The 17,344-nt window shown below is 66.6% G+C and carries 17 protein-coding genes; 9 read left to right on the top strand and 8 right to left on the bottom strand.

Features of this window, described 5'->3' with window-relative positions:
• Positions 1-11: 11 nt before the first annotated feature.
• The 5 genes from urtD to CY658_RS05695 all read right to left on the bottom strand — a co-directional run bounded on the left by urtD (position 12) and on the right by CY658_RS05695 (position 5,536).
• Positions 12-890, bottom strand: coding sequence for an urea ABC transporter ATP-binding protein UrtD (gene urtD, locus CY658_RS05715; RefSeq protein ID WP_101489246.1), 879 nt, complete (start codon positions 888-890; stop codon positions 12-14).
• Positions 887-2,101, bottom strand: a complete 1,215-nt coding sequence (urtC, locus tag CY658_RS05710; RefSeq protein ID WP_101489245.1) for an urea ABC transporter permease subunit UrtC — start codon at positions 2,099-2,101, stop codon at positions 887-889. The genes urtD and urtC overlap by 4 nt, the downstream gene beginning before the upstream one ends.
• Positions 2,098-3,645, bottom strand: a complete 1,548-nt coding sequence (urtB, locus tag CY658_RS05705; RefSeq protein ID WP_101489244.1) for an urea ABC transporter permease subunit UrtB — start codon at positions 3,643-3,645, stop codon at positions 2,098-2,100. The genes urtC and urtB overlap by 4 nt, the downstream gene beginning before the upstream one ends.
• Before the next feature lie 183 nt (positions 3,646-3,828).
• Entirely contained in the window at positions 3,829-5,097 is a 1,269-nt protein-coding gene (gene urtA, locus CY658_RS05700; RefSeq protein ID WP_101489243.1) for an urea ABC transporter substrate-binding protein, read from the bottom strand.
• 115 nt (positions 5,098-5,212) lie between these two features.
• A complete protein-coding gene (locus CY658_RS05695; RefSeq protein ID WP_101489242.1) occupies positions 5,213-5,536 on the bottom strand; it encodes a nucleotide pyrophosphohydrolase in 324 nt (107 codons plus the stop codon).
• 15 nt (positions 5,537-5,551) lie between these two features.
• On the opposite strand from CY658_RS05695, the gene CY658_RS05690 reads away from it, so the two are divergent.
• A complete protein-coding gene (locus CY658_RS05690; protein ID WP_257884727.1) occupies positions 5,552-6,214 on the top strand; it encodes a nucleotidyltransferase domain-containing protein in 663 nt (220 codons plus the stop codon).
• Positions 6,215-6,665: 451 nt separating this feature from the next.
• On the opposite strand, the gene CY658_RS05680 is transcribed toward CY658_RS05690, so the two are convergent.
• The gene (locus CY658_RS05680; protein ID WP_101489240.1) at positions 6,666-7,703 is read right to left on the bottom strand and encodes an extracellular catalytic domain type 1 short-chain-length polyhydroxyalkanoate depolymerase; all 1,038 of its coding nucleotides are present in this window, start codon (positions 7,701-7,703) and stop codon (positions 6,666-6,668) included.
• A 59-nt stretch (positions 7,704-7,762) separates the two neighbouring features.
• Positions 7,763-8,686, bottom strand: a complete 924-nt coding sequence (gene ppk2 / locus CY658_RS05675; protein WP_180838920.1) for a polyphosphate kinase 2 — start codon at positions 8,684-8,686, stop codon at positions 7,763-7,765.
• A 197-nt stretch (positions 8,687-8,883) separates the two neighbouring features.
• Between ppk2 and CY658_RS05670 the strand changes: the two genes are divergently transcribed.
• The 7 genes from CY658_RS05670 (at position 8,884) to CY658_RS05640 (ending at position 15,242) form a co-directional block, all read left to right on the top strand.
• Entirely contained in the window at positions 8,884-9,918 is a 1,035-nt protein-coding gene (locus CY658_RS05670) for a transporter (protein WP_101489239.1), read from the top strand.
• 97 nt (positions 9,919-10,015) lie between these two features.
• On the top strand, positions 10,016-10,873 hold the full coding sequence (locus CY658_RS05665; RefSeq protein ID WP_101489238.1) for a 3',5'-nucleoside bisphosphate phosphatase: 858 nt from the start codon (positions 10,016-10,018) through the stop codon (positions 10,871-10,873).
• Entirely contained in the window at positions 10,870-11,847 is a 978-nt protein-coding gene (locus CY658_RS05660; protein ID WP_101489237.1) for a DMT family transporter, read from the top strand. The genes CY658_RS05665 and CY658_RS05660 overlap by 4 nt, the downstream gene beginning before the upstream one ends.
• Positions 11,848-11,863: 16 nt before the next feature.
• Positions 11,864-12,499: an L-threonylcarbamoyladenylate synthase gene (locus CY658_RS05655; protein ID WP_101489236.1), complete on the top strand. Its 636-nt coding sequence runs from the start codon at positions 11,864-11,866 to the stop codon at positions 12,497-12,499.
• 43 nt (positions 12,500-12,542) lie between these two features.
• Positions 12,543-13,214 (top strand): site-2 protease family protein, encoded by a 672-nt coding sequence (locus tag CY658_RS05650; protein ID WP_101489235.1) that lies wholly within the window; start codon positions 12,543-12,545, stop codon positions 13,212-13,214.
• 17 nt (positions 13,215-13,231) lie between these two features.
• On the top strand, positions 13,232-14,563 hold the full coding sequence (locus CY658_RS05645) for a tryptophan--tRNA ligase (RefSeq protein ID WP_101489234.1): 1,332 nt from the start codon (positions 13,232-13,234) through the stop codon (positions 14,561-14,563).
• Between the two features lie 76 nt (positions 14,564-14,639).
• Positions 14,640-15,242, top strand: coding sequence for a LuxR C-terminal-related transcriptional regulator (locus tag CY658_RS05640; protein ID WP_056578680.1), 603 nt, complete (start codon positions 14,640-14,642; stop codon positions 15,240-15,242).
• A gap of 76 nt (positions 15,243-15,318) precedes the next feature.
• Here CY658_RS05640 and shkS read toward each other — a convergent pair whose 3' ends face one another.
• Entirely contained in the window at positions 15,319-16,734 is a 1,416-nt protein-coding gene (gene shkS / locus CY658_RS05635; protein WP_101489233.1) for a surface-behavior sensor histidine kinase ShkS, read from the bottom strand.
• Between the two features lie 199 nt (positions 16,735-16,933).
• On the opposite strand from shkS, the gene CY658_RS05630 reads away from it, so the two are divergent.
• Positions 16,934-17,335, top strand: a complete 402-nt coding sequence (locus tag CY658_RS05630) for a phage holin family protein (RefSeq protein WP_101489232.1) — start codon at positions 16,934-16,936, stop codon at positions 17,333-17,335.
• Positions 17,336-17,344: the final 9 nt, after the last annotated feature.

Raw genomic sequence — 17,344 nt, 5'->3', positions numbered from 1 at the left:
CGGTTCCTCCGTCAGCGGCCCAGGTAAACCTCGATGACGCGCTCGTCGGCCTGCACCTCGTCGAGCGTGCCCTGCGCCAGCACCGAGCCGTCGCACAGCACGGTCACGATCTCGGAGATCGTGCGGATGAAGCTCATGTCGTGCTCCACCACCATCAGCGAATGCTTGCCCTTGAGCGTGAGGAACAGCTCGGCGGTGCGCGCGGTTTCCTCGTCGGTCATCCCGGCCACGGGCTCGTCAAGCAGCAGCAGCTTCGGGTCTTGCATCAGCAGCATGCCGATTTCGAGCCACTGCTTCTGGCCGTGGCTCAGGTTACCGGCCAGGCGCGACACACTGTCCGCGAGGTGGATGGTTTCCAGCACTTCGGCGAGGCGGTCGCTCTGCGCCGAGTCGAGCCTGAACAGCATCGACGCGCGCACGCCCTTGTCGGTCTTCAGCGCGAGCTCGAGGTTCTCGAACACGGTGAGGTGCTCGAACACCGTCGGCTTCTGGAACTTGCGGCCGATGCCCAGCTGCGCAATGTCGGCCTCGCGGTGGCGCAGCAGGTCGATGGTGCTGCCGAAGAACACGGTGCCCGAATCGGGCCGCGTCTTGCCGGTGATGATGTCCATCATCGTGGTCTTGCCCGCGCCGTTGGGGCCGATGATGCAGCGCAGTTCGCCCGGCGCGATGTCGAGCGAGAGCTTGTTGATGGCCTTGAAGCCGTCGAAGCTCACGCTCACGTCTTCGAGGTACAGGATGCGGCCGTGGGTGATGTCGACCTCGCCCGGCGTGGCGATGCGGCCGAAGCCGGCCTCGCGGCCGCCCGATTCGGTCTGGCCCGTGCCCGCATGCAGGTGGGCTGCGCGTGCGGCGCGCTCGGCGCCGGCTTCCATCAGGTCGGGTGTCATGCGCGGGCTCCCTTTGCGTCCACGGGCAGCGAGACCAGCGCCTCGGGTTCGACGCCCTTCTCTGCAGCGATGGCGCGTCGTGCTTCTTGCACGGGTTCGGCCGGCGCGGCCTTCTCGCGGGACAACCACTTCTTCACCAGACCCACGATGCCGTTCGGCAGGAACAGCGTGACAGCAATGAACAAGGCGCCCAGGAAGTACAGCCAGTACTCGGGGTAGGCGACGGTGAGCCAGCTCTTGGCCCCGTTGACGATAAAGGCGCCGATGATCGGCCCGATCAGCGTGGCGCGTCCGCCCACCGCGGCCCACACCGCGATCTCGATGGAGTTGGCCGCGCTCATTTCGCCCGGGTTGATGATGCCGACCTGCGGCACGTACAGCGCGCCGGCCACGCCGCACATGATGGCGGAGATGACCCAGATCGTGAGCTTGTACGGCAGCGGGTTGTAGCCCGAGAACATCACCCGCGTCTCGGCATCGCGAATGGCCTGCAGCACGCGGCCGAACTTGCTGCCGATGAGCCACTTGGCGAAGAGGAAGAAGCCGAGCAGCGTGAGACCCGTGAGGGCAAACAGCGTCATGCGCATCTCTTGCGTGGCGATCGGAATGTTGAGGATGCGCTTGAAGTCGGTGAAGCCGTTGTTGCCGCCAAAGCCCGTCTCGTTGCGGAAGAACAGAAGCATCGCCGCGAAGGTCATGGCCTGCGTGATGATCGAGAAGTACACGCCCTTGATGCGCGAGCGGAACGCGAAGAAGCCGAACACGAAGGCGATGAGGCCCGGCACCGCGACGATGAGCAGCAGCGTCATGCCGAAGCTGCCGCTGAAGGTCCAGTGCCAGGGCAGTCCCTTCCAGTCGAGGAACACCATGAAGTCGGGCAGATCGCTCTTGTAGTTGCCGTCGCGGCCGATCTGCCGCATGAGGTACATGCCCATCATGTAGCCGCCGAGCGCGAAGAACAGGCCGTGGCCCAGCGAGAGGATGCCGGTGTAGCCCCAGATCAGGTCCATGGCCAGCGCGCAGATGGCGTAGCACATGATCTTGCCGACCAGCGCCACGGCGTAGTCGCTCATGTGCAGCGGGCTGTCTACCGGCACCACGATGTTGAGCACCGGCGCGATCGCGCACACCACGATCAGCGCGACGAAAAAGGCCGTCCAGCCCTTGCCGCTCAGCAGCGGCCCCTTGGTTGGGAGTACGACCTTGCTCATGCTTCTGCGCTCCGGCCCTTCATGGCGAAGATGCCCTGAGGTCTCTTTTGAATGAAGATGATGATGAAGACAAGCACCGCGATCTTCGCGAGCACCGCGCCCGCCCAGCCTTCGATGAACTTGTTGAGAATGCCCAGCCCCAGCGCCGCATACACGGTGCCCGCAAGCTGGCCGACGCCGCCCATCACGACCACCATGAAGCTGTCGACGATGTAGCTCTGGCCCAGGTCGGGGCCGACGTTGCCGATCTGACTCAGCGCGCAGCCCGCCAGGCCGGCGATACCGGAGCCGAGCGCGAACGCATAGGTGTCGATGCGCGCGGTGTTCACGCCCATGCACGAGGCGATCGGCCGGTTCTGCGTGACGCCGCGCACGAAAAGACCAAGACGCGTCTTGCCGATGAGCCAACCCATCGCGAGCAACACCAGCGCCGCAAAGATGATGATGCAGATGCGGTTCCACGGCAGCGTGACGTTGCTCAACATCGTGAAGCCGCCGCTCATCCAGCCGGGGTTTTCGACGCCGACGTTCTGCGCGCCGAACAGCGTGCGCACGAGCTGTTGCAGCATCAGGCTGATGCCCCAGGTGGCGAGCAGCGTCTCGAGCGGGCGGCCGTAGAGGAAGCGGATCACGCCACGCTCCAGCACCGCGCCCACAAGCGCCGATGCGAGGAAGGACACGGGAATCGCGGCGACCAGGTACCAGCCGAACGCCGCCTCAGGCATGTACTTCTGGAAGATGCCCTGCATCACGTAGGTGGCGTAGGCGCCGATCATCATCAGCTCGCCGTGCGCCATGTTGATGACGCCCATCAGGCCGTAGGTGATGGCGAGGCCGAGCGCCGCGAGCAGCAGCACCGAGCCCAGGCTGATGCCACTGAACACGGCGTTGATGCGGTCGCCCCAGACCAGCGCGCCGTCGATGTTCGCGATGGAGGCGGTGATGGCCGCCTTCACATCGGCTTCGGTCTCGTCGGCCAGGCGCTGGTTGAGCAGCAGCTTGGTGTCGGGGTTCTGGTTGTTGCCCAGCTCCTTGGCCGCGGCGAGGCGCTTGGCCTTGTCGGCGCTCGTGAGCATGCTGGCGGCGCGCACGAGTTCGAGCTGCGCCTTGATCTTGGGGTTGGTCTCGGCGGCCAGCGCCTTCTCGACCATCGGCACGCGCGATTCGTCGGGCTCCTTGAAGAGCGCCTGCGCGGCTTCGGCGCGCACCGCGTCGTCGGTGCTCGTGAGCTTGAGCGCGGCCTGCGCGGCATCGAGCGCGCCGCGCATGAGGTTGTTGTTGACGACGTCTTCGGCGGTGTCGGGCACCTTCAGCTCGGTGCCGGTGACGGGGTCGTACCCCTTGTCGTCCTTCATCACGAAGACCTTGTCTTCGGTGTACTTCACGGCGTCGTCGGCCATGGCCTGGATGAAGGCGGAGGTCTTGTCGTCGGCAGTGAGGACGGCCTTGTTGAGCGCGGCGATGCGGGCTTCGGACTCGCCGGAGGCGATGGCCCGGGCTTCGTCGGCGGTCAGCGCGTGGGCGGCCGACGCTGCGAGGAGCATGGCGGCGAAGGCGCAGTGAAGGGTTCGTCGAAGCATCATGAAACTGGAAGTTGGGGTTGGCCCCTTCCCCTTCCGGGGGAAGGTTGGGATGGGGGCACGCGGCGCTCATTCAGGCGCTGCGACCAGATCGACCGCCGTCAGCCCCCACCCCTGCCCTCCCCCGAAGGGGAGGGAGGAACACGCTTACATCGACTTGCCAGCCGGGTAGTCAGGCTTCTTGTCGTTGCCTTCGATGTACGGGCTCCAAGGCTTCGCCTTCACCGGACCCGGCGTCTTCCACACCACGCCGAACTGCCCGTCGGCCTTGATCTCGCCGATGAACACGCTCTTGTGCAGATGGTGGTTCTTCTCATCCATCTTCGAGACGATGCCCGACGGCGCCGTGAAGGTCTGGCCGGCCATCGCTGCGATCACCTTGTCGGTGTCGGTGCTCTTGGCCTTCTCGACCGCCTGCTTCCACATGTGGATGCCGATCCAGGTGGCTTCCATCGGGTCGTTGGTGAGCGGCTTGTCCTTGTGGCCGGCGATGTTCTTGGCCTTGGCGTAGTCGCCCCACTGCTTGATGAACGCCGTGTTGGTCGGGTTCTTGATCGACATGAAGTAGTTCCATGCGGCCAGGTGGCCCACGAGCGGCTTGGTGTCCACGCCGCGCAGTTCTTCTTCGCCCACCGAGAAGGCGACGACCGGCACGTCCTTGGCCTTCAGGCCTGCGTTGCCCAGTTCCTTGTAGAAGGGCACGTTGGAGTCGCCGTTGATGGTGGAGACCACCGCCGTCTTGCCGCCGGCCGAGAACTTCTTGATGTCGGCAACGATGGTCTGGTAGTCGCTGTGGCCGAACGGCGTGTACTTCTCGTCGATGTCGGTGTCCTTCACGCCCTTGCTCTTGAGGTAGGCGCGCAGGATCTTGTTGGTGGTGCGGGGGTACACGTAGTCGGTGCCCAGCAGCACCCAGCGCTTGGCGCCGCCGCCTTCCTTGCTCATCAGGTAATCGACGGCCGGAATGGCTTGCTGGTTGGGCGCGGCGCCCGTGTAGAACACGTTCTTCGAGAGTTCTTCACCCTCGTACTGCACGGGGTAGAACAACAGGCCGTTCATTTCCTCGACCACCGGCAGCACCGACTTGCGCGACACCGAGGTCCAGCAGCCGAAGATCACCGAGACCTTGTCCTGGCCGAGCAGCTGCTTGGTCTTTTCTGCGAACAGCGGCCAGTTGGAGGCGGGGTCGACGATCACGGGCTCGAGCTGCTTGCCCAGCACGCCGCCCTTCTTGTTGATGTCGTCGATGGCCATCAGCACCGTGTCTTTCAACACGGTTTCCGAGATGGCCATCGTGCCCGACAGCGAGTGCAGCACGCCGACCTTGATGGTGTCGGCGGCGAATGCGGGCGCAGCACCAATGCTGGCCAGCGCTACGGCGGCGGTGAGCGCCTGAAGGGTGAAACGACGTTGCATGTGGACTCCTGCTCCGGGTTGATTGAACCGTTCGACAGCACAGGGCTGGCGATGGAGGGAGTCTGCGGAACGCACCACCAAGGGGAAATACGCCGGGTGGCGTACACGGAGGTACTCAGGCGGGTGGCGGCACCGGGTACTTCACGGCGTTGGCGAGCATCTTGTGCTTCGCCGCCTCGACCGGGTCGATGCCGAGCTTGTCGGCCAGCTGCAGCAGGTAGAGCAGGACATCCGCGATTTCGGTGCCGATCTCGGCGCGCTTGTCTTCAGGCAGCGCCCGGCTCTGTGCTTCGGTGAGCCACTGGAAATGCTCGAGCAGTTCGGCGGCCTCGACCGACAGGGCGGCGGCGAGGTTCTTGGGAGAATGAAATTGCTCCCAGTCGCGAGCCTGCGCGAAGTCGCGCAAGGCCTGGGTCAGCGATTGCAGGTCATCGGCCATGACATTCCTGTACGGTTGGAAAAACCCATTTTGGGCATTAAGATACCCAAAATGGGTAAATTGAAATCACCAGCACCGGTTGTCGAGAAGTCCGCCAGCCTCGCGAACGCCCTGTTCACGACCACGCAGCAGCGTGTGCTGGGTTGCCTCTTCGGCCAGCCGGACCGGAGCTTCTTTTCCAGTGAATTGATCAAGCTTACCGGCGCGGGCTCGGGTGCGGTGCAGCGCGAACTCCAGCAACTGACCGACAGCGGGCTGCTCACGACCTCGCGTGTCGGCAACCAGAAGCACTACCGCGCCAACGCGGACGCGCCGATCTTCGAAGAGCTGTGCAGCATCGTGCGCAAGACCTTCGGGCTCGCGGGCCCGCTGCGCGATGCCTTGCAGCCTGTGGTCGACAAGATCGACGCGGCCTTCGTCTTCGGCTCGGTGGCCAAGAAGAGCGACACCGCGGCAAGCGACATCGACCTGCTGCTGATCAGTGACGAGCTTGCGTATTCGGATCTCTTTCTCGCGCTCGACGCGGTCTCGGCACGCCTCGGCCGTACAGTGAACCCGACCCTGTTCACGAGGAAAGAACTGATGCGAAAGCTCAAGGACGGCGAATCTTTCGTCACGCGCGTCATGGCACAGCCCAAGCTCTGGGTGATCGGCGACGCGCATGCTCTCCCCGCTTGACAACCTGTGCGGTCCGTCGAAGCCGCTGACGGCCGAAGCACCCGATGCGCGCGAGTTCGCGGGCCTGCTTCGCTCCGGACTGGCGCGCCTGGCCGATGCGCAGGTCACCCAGCTCTCGCTGGAAAGCCGCTTCGATCTGGCCTACAACGCGGCGCATGCCTTGTGCCTCGCGGCGCTGCGATGGCATGGCTACCGATCGGCCAACCGCTTCATCGTCTTCCAGGTGCTGCCACACACCCTGGCGCTGGGGCCGGAAGTCTGGCGCGTGTTGGCCAAGGGGCACGAGATTCGCAACCTCGGTGAATACGAAGGCGACATGAACATCGATGAGCGCATCGTGCGCGACCTGATCGCCGCCGCTCAGCGCGTGGCCTCGGCGCTGTCCGGGTTGCCACTGCCTAGCGCTGTCGCGCACCTCGACGCTCAGTCTGTCCGCCAAGGCGCCAGCTGCTCAGCGCGGCCGCTTGAACTGCGCGGCCGCAAACGCCCACGCCATGCGCGTCGCATCGGGCCCGATCGGATCGCTGAACAGCAGCCCCCGCGCGCCGCCGCTCCACGAGTGGTCGAGCCCCGCGATCTCGCACAGCGTGACCAGGGTGCGGCCCTGGCGCTTGAAGTCGGTCACGCGCATGGCACGGCGCTGGCCGCGCTGCAGGTCTCGCGGTATGCCGGCGTGCGCGCCGACGGCGGTGGCCCACACGGCCGCGCTGCTCACGGCGTTGCTGGGCGCGACCACGGCGTCGGCGTCGCCGTGCAGCACCAGCAGGGGCGGCAGCGTCGAGAAGACGGCCGCGGCGCCCATGGCCTTGCCGACCGCGGTGACGGGCATCGGCGGCACGTGCTGACCGCGCATGGCGCCGAGCGCGGTGGCCGATGACTTGGCGGCGCCGGGCGCGACGCCCGAGTGCATGACCACGGCGCGAAAGCGGTTCGCATAGCGCGTGGCCAGCAGCGCCGCCATGCTCGCACCCGCCGACAGGCCGACCACGGCCACGCGGTCGCGGTCCACGGGGTACAGCATGCAGGCCTGGTCGACCGCGGCCATCAACGTCGCGGCCTCGGCGTCGGCCTTGCCGGAGCGGCGCTCGTACCAGTTCCAGCAGCCCTGCGGATGGGCGATGCGGTCTTGCTCGGGGTAGAGCACGAGAAAGCGTTCGCGCACCGCGAGCGCGTTCATGCGCGTGCTGGCCGCGAAGTCGCGCCCGGTCTGGCCGCAGCCGTGCAACATGACCATGAGCGGGAGTTTCTCGCCAGGCTGCAGCGCCAGGTCGGCCGGACGGAACAAGTGATAGCCGCGCGCGCCGCCCGCGCCCATCGCCATGCCGCTGAGCCAGTCGCCCTTGCCGGGCGGCGGCTTGAGCCGCTTGGCGGTGGCGCGTTGCACCTGGCCGGCCACGCGCTTGCCGTTGCTCAGCGTGAGCTTGGTGAGTGCCTTCAGGTTGCGCTCGTAGGCGCGGGCGAAGAAGGAAGCGGTGGAGCGACGGGCCATGGCGCAGTGTGCAGGCAAAAGCGCCGGGCGGCCAACTGACTAAAGCTGCCGCTGATCCCTCAGTAGATCTCCGGCACGATCATGTTGGCGGGCACCGGCTGGCGCAGGTAGTCGTCATGCCGCTCGCGCGCAGGCAACTCGACCGGCGCATGCGCCACTTCCTGGTAAGGCAGCTGTCCTAGCAGGTGGCTGATGCAGTTCAGGCGCGCCTTCTTCTTGTCGACCGCCTGCACCACCCACCACGGTGCCTCCGGGATGTGGGTGCGCTCCAGCATGATCTCTTTGGCCTTGGTGTACTCCTCCCAGCGGCGGCGGCTTTCGAGGTCCATGGGGCTGAGCTTCCATTGCTTGAGCGGGTCGTGGATGCGGCCCAGGAAGCGCATGTGCTGCTCGTCGTCGGTGATGGAGAACCAGTACTTGATGACCTTGATGCCCGAGCGCACGAGCATCTTTTCGAACTCGGGCACGGTGCGGAAGAATTCTTCGTACTCGTCGTCGCTGCAGAAACCCATCACGCGCTCGACGCCGGCGCGGTTGTACCAGCTGCGATCGAACAGCACCATCTCGCCGGCGGCCGGCAGGTGCGCCACATAGCGCTGGAAGTACCACTGCGTGCGTTCGCGGTCGTTGGGTGCGGGCAGCGCGGCCACGCGGGCCACGCGCGGGTTCAGACGCTGGGTGATGCGCTTGATGACACCGCCCTTGCCCGCCGCGTCGCGGCCTTCGAAAAGAATGACCACCTTCTGCTTGCTGTGCTGCACCCAATCTTGCAGCTTGACCAGCTCGCCCTGCAGGCGGAACAGCTCCTTGAAATAGGCCTGGCGCGCCGCCTTGTCGGTCGAGGTGTTGGAAGTGGCGGGGTCGAGCCCGTCGAAATTGCGGTCTTCGATTTCCAGCTCGAGCTCTTCGTCGTAGCTGTCGATCAGGTCGCGGGCGATGCGTTGCATCAGGTCTTCGTGGTCGGGAACGGCGCTCGTCAGCATGATGAGAAGGGGCAAGAGTGGCGGGTAGACAAAAAGCATGCTGCACCCGCTGCATGACGGCGGCGTGACGGTTTTGCGGCTGTTTTCTGTAAGCCGACACGCCGTTGTCACATGGCACGAACACCATCCGGGGCACGCTGGCAGCCCATCGACCGGGCGGGCGCCTGTTGTTCCCACGTCTTTTCTGGCCACGCACCTTGTCGGTATTTCATGACCTCGCCGCGCAGTCCTATGGCGGCGACGAAGCCGGGCTGATCTGTGGCTACCTCTTCGATGCCACTGCGCCGGAGCCCGCGCGCGCCATCGATTCGGCGCAGGCCGCCGCGTGGCTGGCCGACGCAAGCCGTCGCGACGACAGCGGCGCCTACGTGTGGCTGCACTTCAACCTCAGTCATGCGCATGCGGAGCGCTGGCTGACGCGGCACGCGGCCCTGTCGGACACCTTCTACGAGACGCTGCACGAAGGCCTGCCCTCCACGCGCATCGAGCGCGCGGACGACTCGCTGATCGCGGTCATCAACGACGTGCACTTCGAGTTCAGCTTCGAGCCCTCGGACATTTCCACGCTGTGGATCAGCGTGGGCCCGCGCCTGGTGGTCACGGCGCGCACCAAGCCGCTGCGCTCGGTCGACGCGCTGCGCACGGCCGTGAAGGCGGGCGAGGCGCCGCGCTCGAGCACCGAGCTGCTCGAGCACCTGCTGCGCGCACAGGCCGACGTGCTGGTGAAGATCGTGCGCGGCGTGACCTCGCGCATCGACCGCATCGAAGACGAGCTGCTGGCCGGCCGCCTGGACCACAAGCGCGCGCGGCTGGGCGTGCTGCGCCGGCTGCTGGTGCGGCTGCAGCGGTTGCTGGCGCCCGAGCCGGCCGCCCTGTTCCGCCTGCTGCAGGGCCCGCCGGCCTGGATGGCCGAGGCCGACGCACAGGAGCTGCGCGGCTCGACCGAGGAGTTCTCGGTGGTGCTGCGCGACATGCAGGCGCTGCAGGAGCGCATCAAGCTGCTGCAGGAAGAAATCGCCGCCAACGTCAACGAGGACAACAACCGCAGCCTGTTCGTGCTGACGGTGGTCACGGTGCTGGCGCTGCCGATCAACATCCTGGCCGGTCTGTTCGGCATGAACGTGGGCGGCATTCCGCTGGCGGAGCACAAGCACGGGTTCTGGATCGTGGTGGCGATCGTGCTGACCTTCACCGCGGTGGCCGGATGGGCGGCGTTCCGCAAGAAGCGCTGAGCCGCATGCACCGGCGCATTAATGCTATTTATTTAGTAGCAGCTTCCATAGCATCCATGCGCCCGCGTCAATATTCCAGACCCCCTAGAATGGCGGGGTGTCCTCCATTCTCAATGCCGATCTTCACTGCCACTCCGTGGTCTCCGACGGCACATTGACGCCCGAAGCGCTGGCGGCACGCGCCGCCGCCAACGGGGTCGAGCTCTGGGCCCTCACCGACCACGACGAGGTCGGCGGTCAGCACCGCGCCGCCGCAGCCGCGCGCGAGAACGGCATGCGCTACCTCACGGGCACCGAGATCTCGGTGACCTTCGCGAACCAAACCGTGCACATCGTCGGCCTGGGCTTCGACCCCGACGACGCGGCCATGTCGCAGGGCCTGTACGACACGCGCGGCGGCCGCGGCAAGCGCGCACAGGAAATGTCCGAGGGGCTGGCCAAGGTCGGCATCCTCGGCGCCTACGAAGGCGCGCTCAAGTTCGTCGGCAACCCCGAGCTGATTTCGCGTACGCACTTCGCGCGCTTCCTGGTCGAGCAGGGCCACTGCCGCGACACCCCCGAGGTGTTTCGCAAGTTCCTCACCGAAGGCAAGCCGGGCTACGTGCCGCACCGCTGGGCCTCGCTGAAAGATGCCGTGCACTGGATCACCGCCGCCAAGGGCATGGCCGTGATCGCGCACCCGGGCCGCTACAAGTTCACGGCCAACGAGGAGTACGCGCTGTTCCTCGAATTCAAGGCGCACGGCGGCCAGGCGATCGAGGTCGTCACGGGCAGCCACACGCCGGCCGAGTTCGTCGAGTACGCCGACAAGGCGCTCGAGTTCGATTTCGCCGCCTCGCGCGGCAGCGATTTCCACAGCCCCGACGAGAGCCATTGCGATCTCGGCAAGCTGCCACCGTTGCCCGGCGCCCTCACGCCGGTGTGGGAACTGCTCGGCCACCGCATCCAGCAGTGAGCCAGAGCCCCGGGCCCGGCACCGACAACGCGGCCAGCGCCGCGCTGGCCCAGGCACGCGCCGCAGCACAAACCAGCCGCCGCACCGAATCCGAACGCATCCTCGCGGGCATCGGGCTGGTCATTCTTGCGGTGGCCTGCTTCGCCACGCTCGACACCGCCACCAAGTACTCGACGCTCGCCGTGCCCGTGCTCATGGGCGTGTGGTTCCGCTACGCCTTCCAGGCCGTGGCCACCACGCTGGTGCTGCTGCCGCTGCGCGGCACGGCCCTGCTGCGCACGCAGCACCCGCGCTACCAGGCGCTGCGCGGGGCGCTGCTGCTGGGCTCGAGCCTCTTTGCCTTTTTCAGCCTGCGCTACATGCCGCTGGCCGAGTTCACATCGATCGTGCTGATCGCACCGCTGGTGATCACGTTGCTGGCGGCCACCACGCTCAAGGAGCAGGTGTCGCCGCTGCGCTGGACGCTGGTGGCGGGCGGCTTCATCGGCACGCTGGTCATCCTGCGGCCGGGCGGCGGCAGCTTCAGCTGGGCCGTGCTGCTGCCGCTGGGGCTGGTGCTGACCAACGCCTGGTTCCAGGTGCTCACCAGCAAGCTCGCGCAGACCGAGAACCCGCTGACCATGCACTTCTACACGGGCTGGGTCGGCACGCTGCTCGCCTCGGTGGCCGTGCCTTTCGCCTGGACCGCCCTGCCCTCGTGGGAATGGTGGGCGCTGCTGTGTCTCATGGGTTTCATGGGCACGGTGGGACACTTCATGCTGATCCTGGCCTACCAGCGCGCGCCGGCCTCCACCCTCACCCCGTACCTGTACGCGCAGATCGCCTTTGCGATGCTGGGCGGCTGGCTCATCTTTTCCCACGTGCCCGACCGCTTCTCGCTGATCGGCATGGCGATGATCGCCGTGTGCGGCGCCGCCGGCGCGTGGCTCACCGTGCGCGAGCGGCGTGTGCCGATCGAGCCGGCGGAATCCTGATCAGGAGCAATTCACCATGGCCCAGTACTTCGAAGTCCACCCCGAGAACCCCCAGCAGCGCCTGCTGAAGCAGGCCGTGGCGCTGCTCGCGCGCGGCGAGATCGTGGCCGTGCCCACCGACTCCAGCTACGCGCTGGCTTGCCACCTGGACGACAAGGACGCGGTCGACCAGCTGCGCCGCATCCGCCAGGTCGACGACAAGCACCACCTCACGCTGCTGTGCCGTGACCTGAGCGAGCTGGCCAACTACGCGCGCGTCGACAACAAGCAGTACCGCCTGCTGAAGGCCGCCACGCCCGGGCCCTACACCTTCCTGCTCGAAGCCACCAAGGAAGTGCCGCGCCGCGTGAGCCACCCGCAGCGCAAGACCATCGGCCTGCGCGTGCCCGACCACAAGGTGCTGCTGGAGCTGCTGTCGCTGCACGGCGCGCCGCTCTTGGCCACCACCCTCATCGCGCCCGGCGAGACCGAGGCGCTGAACGACGCGCAGGAAATCCGCGAGCGCTTCGAGAAGCAGATCGGCGCCGTCATCGACGCCGGCGCCTGCCCGTCGCAGCCGACCACCGTGGTCGACCTCACGCCCATGGGCACGGGCGACGACCCGGTCGTGGTGCGCCAGGGCCGCGGTGCACTCGCGGTGCTTGGCCTCTGACAAACGGCTCGGCCGCCCCATTCCTCTCTGACACAATCGCGCAGTGGATATTTCCAATCTGATACAGACGGTCCTGATTTACGCACTGCCGGTGATCTTCGCGATCACCGTGCACGAAGCGGCGCACGGCTACGTGGCACGCCACTTCGGGGACAACACCGCGGCCATGATGGGCCGCGTGACGCTCAACCCCCTGAAGCACATCGACCCCATCGGGACCATCCTGATGCCGCTGATGCTGTACTTCGCGACCTCGGGCGCCTTCCTGTTCGGCTATGCCAAGCCGGTGCCGGTCAACTTCAACCGCCTGCGCCATCCCAAGCGCGACATGGTGTGGGTTGCGCTCGCGGGCCCCGCGTCCAATTTCATCCAGGCCATTTTGTGGGCCGTGCTGCTGATCGTGATCGTCGCGGCCGGCGTCAATGAAACCTTTTTCATCAAGATGTGCCAGGGCGGCGTGCTGGTCAACCTCGTGATGTGGGCCTTCAACCTGTTCCCGCTGCCCCCGCTCGACGGCGGCCGCGTGCTGGCCGGCCTGCTGCCCAGCGGCCCGGCGCAAAACTTCCTGGCGCGCATCGAGCCCTACGGTTTCTTCATCGTGATGGCGCTGGTGCTTGCCGGCATCGTCAGCACCTACTGGCTGCGCCCGCTGATGGATGCCGGCTACTTCGTGGTCAACCTGCTCATCACGCCGCTCAAGGCAATGCTGCTCTAAGTTTCTCCTTCCGTCACATGGCTTCGTCTTCTCCCGCTCCCCTGCGCGTCCTGACCGGCATCACGCCGTCGGGCACGCCGCACCTCGGCAACTACGTCGGCTCGATCCGCCATTCGGTGCGCCAGAGCGTCGCGGCCGGCGTCGAGAGCTACTTCTTCCTGGCCGACTACCACGCACTCATCAAGGTGCAGGAGCCCGCGCTCATCCAGCGCTCCACGCTCGAAATTGCCGCCAGCTGGCTGGCCTGCGGCCTCGACCCCGAACGCGTCACGTTCTATCGCCAGTCGGACATCGCCGAGATCACCGAACTCACCTGGTTCCTGACCTGCGTCACCGGCAAGGGCGTGCTCAACCGCGCCCATGCCTACAAGGCCCAGCTCGACAAGAACATCGCCAAGGGCGAAGAGCCCGACGCCGACGTCACGGCCGGCCTGTTCATGTACCCCGTGCTGATGGGCGCCGACATCCTGATGTTCAACGCCCACAAGGTGCCCGTGGGCCGCGACCAGGTGCAGCACATCGAGATGGCGCGCGACATGGCGCAGCGCTTCAACCACCAGTACGGCGAGCACTTCACGCTGCCCGACGCCGAGATCGACGATGCGGTCGCCACCTTGCCCGGCCTGGACGGCCGCAAGATGAGCAAGAGCTACAACAACACGATCCCGCTGTTCGCGCCGCGCGCGCAGCTGCAAAAGCAGATCGCCAGCATCTTGACCGACTCGCGCGCGCCCGGCGAGCCCAAGGACACCGAGGGCTCGGCCCTGTTCCAGATTTATCAGGCCTTCGCCAGCGCCGAGGAAACCGAAGCCCTGCGCAAGGCGTACGCCGACGGCATCGCCTGGGGCGATGCCAAGCAGGTGCTGTTCGAGCGCATCGACCGCGAAGTGGCGCCGCTGCGTGCGCGCTACGAGGCGCTCATGAACGACCCGGCCGAGATCGAGCGCATCCTGTTGCTGGGCGCCGAGAAGGCGCGCAAGCTGTCGCGCCCCTTCATGACCTCGCTGCGCCATGCGGTCGGCCTGCGCAACCTCGCGGCGGGCCGCGACGGCGGCGGCGCCAAGGCCGCCAAGGTGGCAAAGCCCAGCTTCAAGCAATACCGCGAGAAGGCCGACGGCCTTTTCTATTTCAAGCTGCTCGATGCGCGCGGCGAAACCCTTTTGCAAAGCCGTGGATTCGCGTCACCGCAGGAAGCGGGCCGTACCATCGCCGACTTGCAGGCGCAACGCGGCGCGGCGCTCACGGCATTGGCCGCGCAGCTCGAACCGGTCGACGCGCAACAGGCTCGCGCCGCCACCGAGGCGCTGGAGGCACTGGCGGAGGCAACGTCCACCACTCAGGGACATTGATCCGGCAACAACCCGCGGGCCATCCGCCGGCGGGTGTGACAAGAGAGAAGACGGTGCGATCACAAAGGAAGAAAACATGAGCATTTATGTCATCGACGACCACCCCCTGATGCGCGACGCGATCGTGATGGTCCTGCGTCGCCTGCGCCCCGCCGAGAACATCGTCGAGCTCGAGCGGCTCGACAAGCTCGCCAGTTCGGTCCAGCAGCGTGGCGCGCCCACCCTTTTCTGCCTGGACCTGAAGCTGCCGGACACCAATGGCGTCTCGGGCGTGATCGCGGTCAAGCAGGTCTATCCGAACGTGCCGATCGCCGTGTATTCGGCGGCCCCGGCTGCCGACATGGAAGACGCCTGCATCGAGGCCGGCGCTGATACCTACATCGAGAAGTCGGCCAGCTCCAACGAGCTGGCAGCCGCCCTGCGCGGCCTGCTGATGGCTGGGTCGGAAGACGACACCGAAGAGATGCCGGCCGCCAACAGCGGCAAGCTCTCCAAGCGCCAGACGCAGCTGATCGCCATGCTCGACAAGGGCATGAGCAACCGCGACATCGCGACCGACCTGGAGATCAGCGAACACACGGTGAAGGTGCACCTGTGGCGCCTGTTCCGCCGTCTGGGCGTGAAGAGCCGTACGCAGGCCCTGCACTATGCACGGACGAATGGGCTCCTGTCGGGCTGAGCCCGCGAAGCTGCTGGTTTGATCAGGAACCGCGCCTCGTGCGCGGTTTTTTTATGGGCGGAACAACAACCGCCGCTCAACCGCCCGACGCACTCACCCGCGCCTGCGCCACCGCCTCGTCGGCATCGTGCAGCGCCACGCGGAACACGCTGCCGCTGCCCAGGCGCGAGCGCACGCTGACCGGGTGGCCCAGCACGTGCGACAGGCGCGCGACGATGGCCAGGCCGAGGCCGAAGCCGTCGGAGGTGCCGGCGTGGTCGGCGACCTTGTAGAACTCCAGGAACACGTCGCGCAGGTGCTCGGGCGCGATGCCGATGCCGGTGTCCCACACCTCCACGCGCATGCCTTCGGGGGTCTGGCGCGCAGCCAGCAGCACGCCGCCTTCGGTCGTGTACTTGATGGCGTTGGCGAGCAGGTTGCCGATCATGCGGCGCACGCGGATCGGGTCGGTGAGGAACGAGCCTTCGGTCACGTGCACCCGGAAGTCCAGCCCCCGGCTCTCGGCCACGGGGCGGTACTGCAACTCGAGGTCGTGCAGCAGCTCGGCCACGTCGACGCGCTCGATGTGCAGCCGCACCTGGCCCGCGTCGATGCGCGCCAGGTCGAACATGGAGTCGAACAGCGCGTTCACCGCGTGGGTGGCGCGCACGATCTTCGGGGCGAGTTCGAGCACCAACTCGGGCTCGTTGCGCAGCCAGTCGGCGTACAGCGACAGCGCCAGCACGGGCTGGCGCATGTCGTGCGCGGCGCTGGCCAGGAAGCGGTTCTTCATGGCCACGGCCGACACCGCCGCCTGCCGCTGCTGCGTGAGCGACTTGATCAGGATGTGGTTGTGGAACAGCAGCTCCAGGCTGTTGCGCGCCGTCTCATGGATGTTGCGGCCGGCGCGCAGCAGCAGGAACCAGTGCAGCGCCGGCAGCAGCGGCATGAGGTAGCCGTACTGGAACTGCGGGCTCTGCAAGGTCACGGCCACGAGACGCACCAGCACCGCGCCCAGCATGGTGATGAACAGCGTGTTGACATAGCGCTTGAGCAGCGGCGGGTGCAGCGCCAGCCCGTTGAGCGGGAAGGTGCCCACGCCGGCCACGATGAGCCAGCTCATGAACTGGTTGACCTGCGGCGTGCGCTCGAAGAACAGCAGCACCGAGCAGCCCCACACCACCGCGCTGGTGCTCCACACGAAGCCGTAGCGGTCGGTGAACTGCTGCTGCGCGACGGCACTGCGTCCGGCATAGCGCACGGCGTACACGCGCGCGCCCCAGGCCCGGCAGGTGGTGGCGATGATGCCCGCGGCCAGCCAGGTCAGCAGCTCCCAGCGGGGCACGTGGCCCCAGCTCAGGCCGACCATGGCGGGCATGAGCGCCGCCGACACGATGTAGGAACCGCGCGCCGAACGCATCAGGCTGCGGATGAGTTCCCCGCGCACCCACGACTCGGCCTCGTCGGCCGACGCCGGAGCGGGTGTCACGCTTGCGATCGACGCATTCGCCATGGATGCATGACCGTGGTTGATGCGGCCAAACCAGAGAAAGATGGAGACAGACGCCTGCGCAGGCGCCAGAAGTTCGCGATCTTAACGGCCTGTCGGCCATGGTTTCGGGAAGTAACCGCAGAAAATCCGCCGGCCGTGCGCGACGGTCCGCCGCGATGCCCCGTTTACCATGCGGGGCTGCCGACACACACCGCACGCCATGCTGAACAACATCACCCCTTTTCTCGTCCACTGGGCCATCACCGGCATCTCGCTGTGGGTCGCCAGTCACCTCTTCAAGGGACTCAAGTTCGACAGCACCGCGGCGCTGATCGTGTCGGCGCTGCTGCTCGGCCTGGCCAACGCCGTCGTCAAGCCGCTGCTGATCTTCCTCACGCTGCCGCTGACGCTGCTGACCTTCGGCCTGTTCCTGCTGGTCATCAACGCGCTGATGGTCATGCTGGTCGCCGCGCTGGTGAAGGGCTTCAAGGTGTCGGGCTTCTGGACCGCGCTGTTCGCGAGCATCTTCATCTCGCTGCTGAGCATCCTCATCGGCTCGTTCGTGACCGGCGGCGATCCGGCCGAGCAGATCCAGATGCCGCAGGGCGGCAACTGGCTCTGAGCGAGCCCC

Source organism: Variovorax sp. RO1, assembly GCF_002849325.1.
Taxonomy (GTDB): domain Bacteria; phylum Pseudomonadota; class Gammaproteobacteria; order Burkholderiales; family Burkholderiaceae_C; genus Variovorax.
Note: the sequence above shows the minus strand (reverse complement) of the source record. Positions and strands in the feature narration are given on the sequence as shown.

Excerpts from the sequence above, each read along its gene's own strand:
- urtC (WP_101489245.1), bottom strand. The coding sequence starts at position 2,101 with ATGAGCAAGGTCGTACTCCCAACCAAGGGGCCGCTGCTGAGCGGCAAG.
- ppk2 (WP_180838920.1), bottom strand. The coding sequence starts at position 8,686 with ATGCTGACGAGCGCCGTTCCCGACCACGAAGACCTGATGCAACGCATC.
- CY658_RS05645 (WP_101489234.1), top strand. The coding sequence starts at position 13,232 with ATGGCTTCGTCTTCTCCCGCTCCCCTGCGCGTCCTGACCGGCATCACG.
- CY658_RS05630 (WP_101489232.1), top strand. The coding sequence starts at position 16,934 with ATGCTGAACAACATCACCCCTTTTCTCGTCCACTGGGCCATCACCGGC.
- CY658_RS05695 (WP_101489242.1), bottom strand. The coding sequence starts at position 5,536 with ATGGCCGATGACCTGCAATCGCTGACCCAGGCCTTGCGCGACTTCGCG.
- CY658_RS05680 (WP_101489240.1), bottom strand. The coding sequence starts at position 7,703 with ATGGCCCGTCGCTCCACCGCTTCCTTCTTCGCCCGCGCCTACGAGCGC.
- urtA (WP_101489243.1), bottom strand. The coding sequence starts at position 5,097 with ATGCAACGTCGTTTCACCCTTCAGGCGCTCACCGCCGCCGTAGCGCTG.
- urtD (WP_101489246.1), bottom strand. The coding sequence starts at position 890 with ATGACACCCGACCTGATGGAAGCCGGCGCCGAGCGCGCCGCACGCGCA.
- urtB (WP_101489244.1), bottom strand. The coding sequence starts at position 3,645 with ATGCTCCTCGCAGCGTCGGCCGCCCACGCGCTGACCGCCGACGAAGCC.
- CY658_RS05655 (WP_101489236.1), top strand. The coding sequence starts at position 11,864 with ATGGCCCAGTACTTCGAAGTCCACCCCGAGAACCCCCAGCAGCGCCTG.
- shkS (WP_101489233.1), bottom strand. The coding sequence starts at position 16,734 with ATGGCGAATGCGTCGATCGCAAGCGTGACACCCGCTCCGGCGTCGGCC.
- CY658_RS05640 (WP_056578680.1), top strand. The coding sequence starts at position 14,640 with ATGAGCATTTATGTCATCGACGACCACCCCCTGATGCGCGACGCGATC.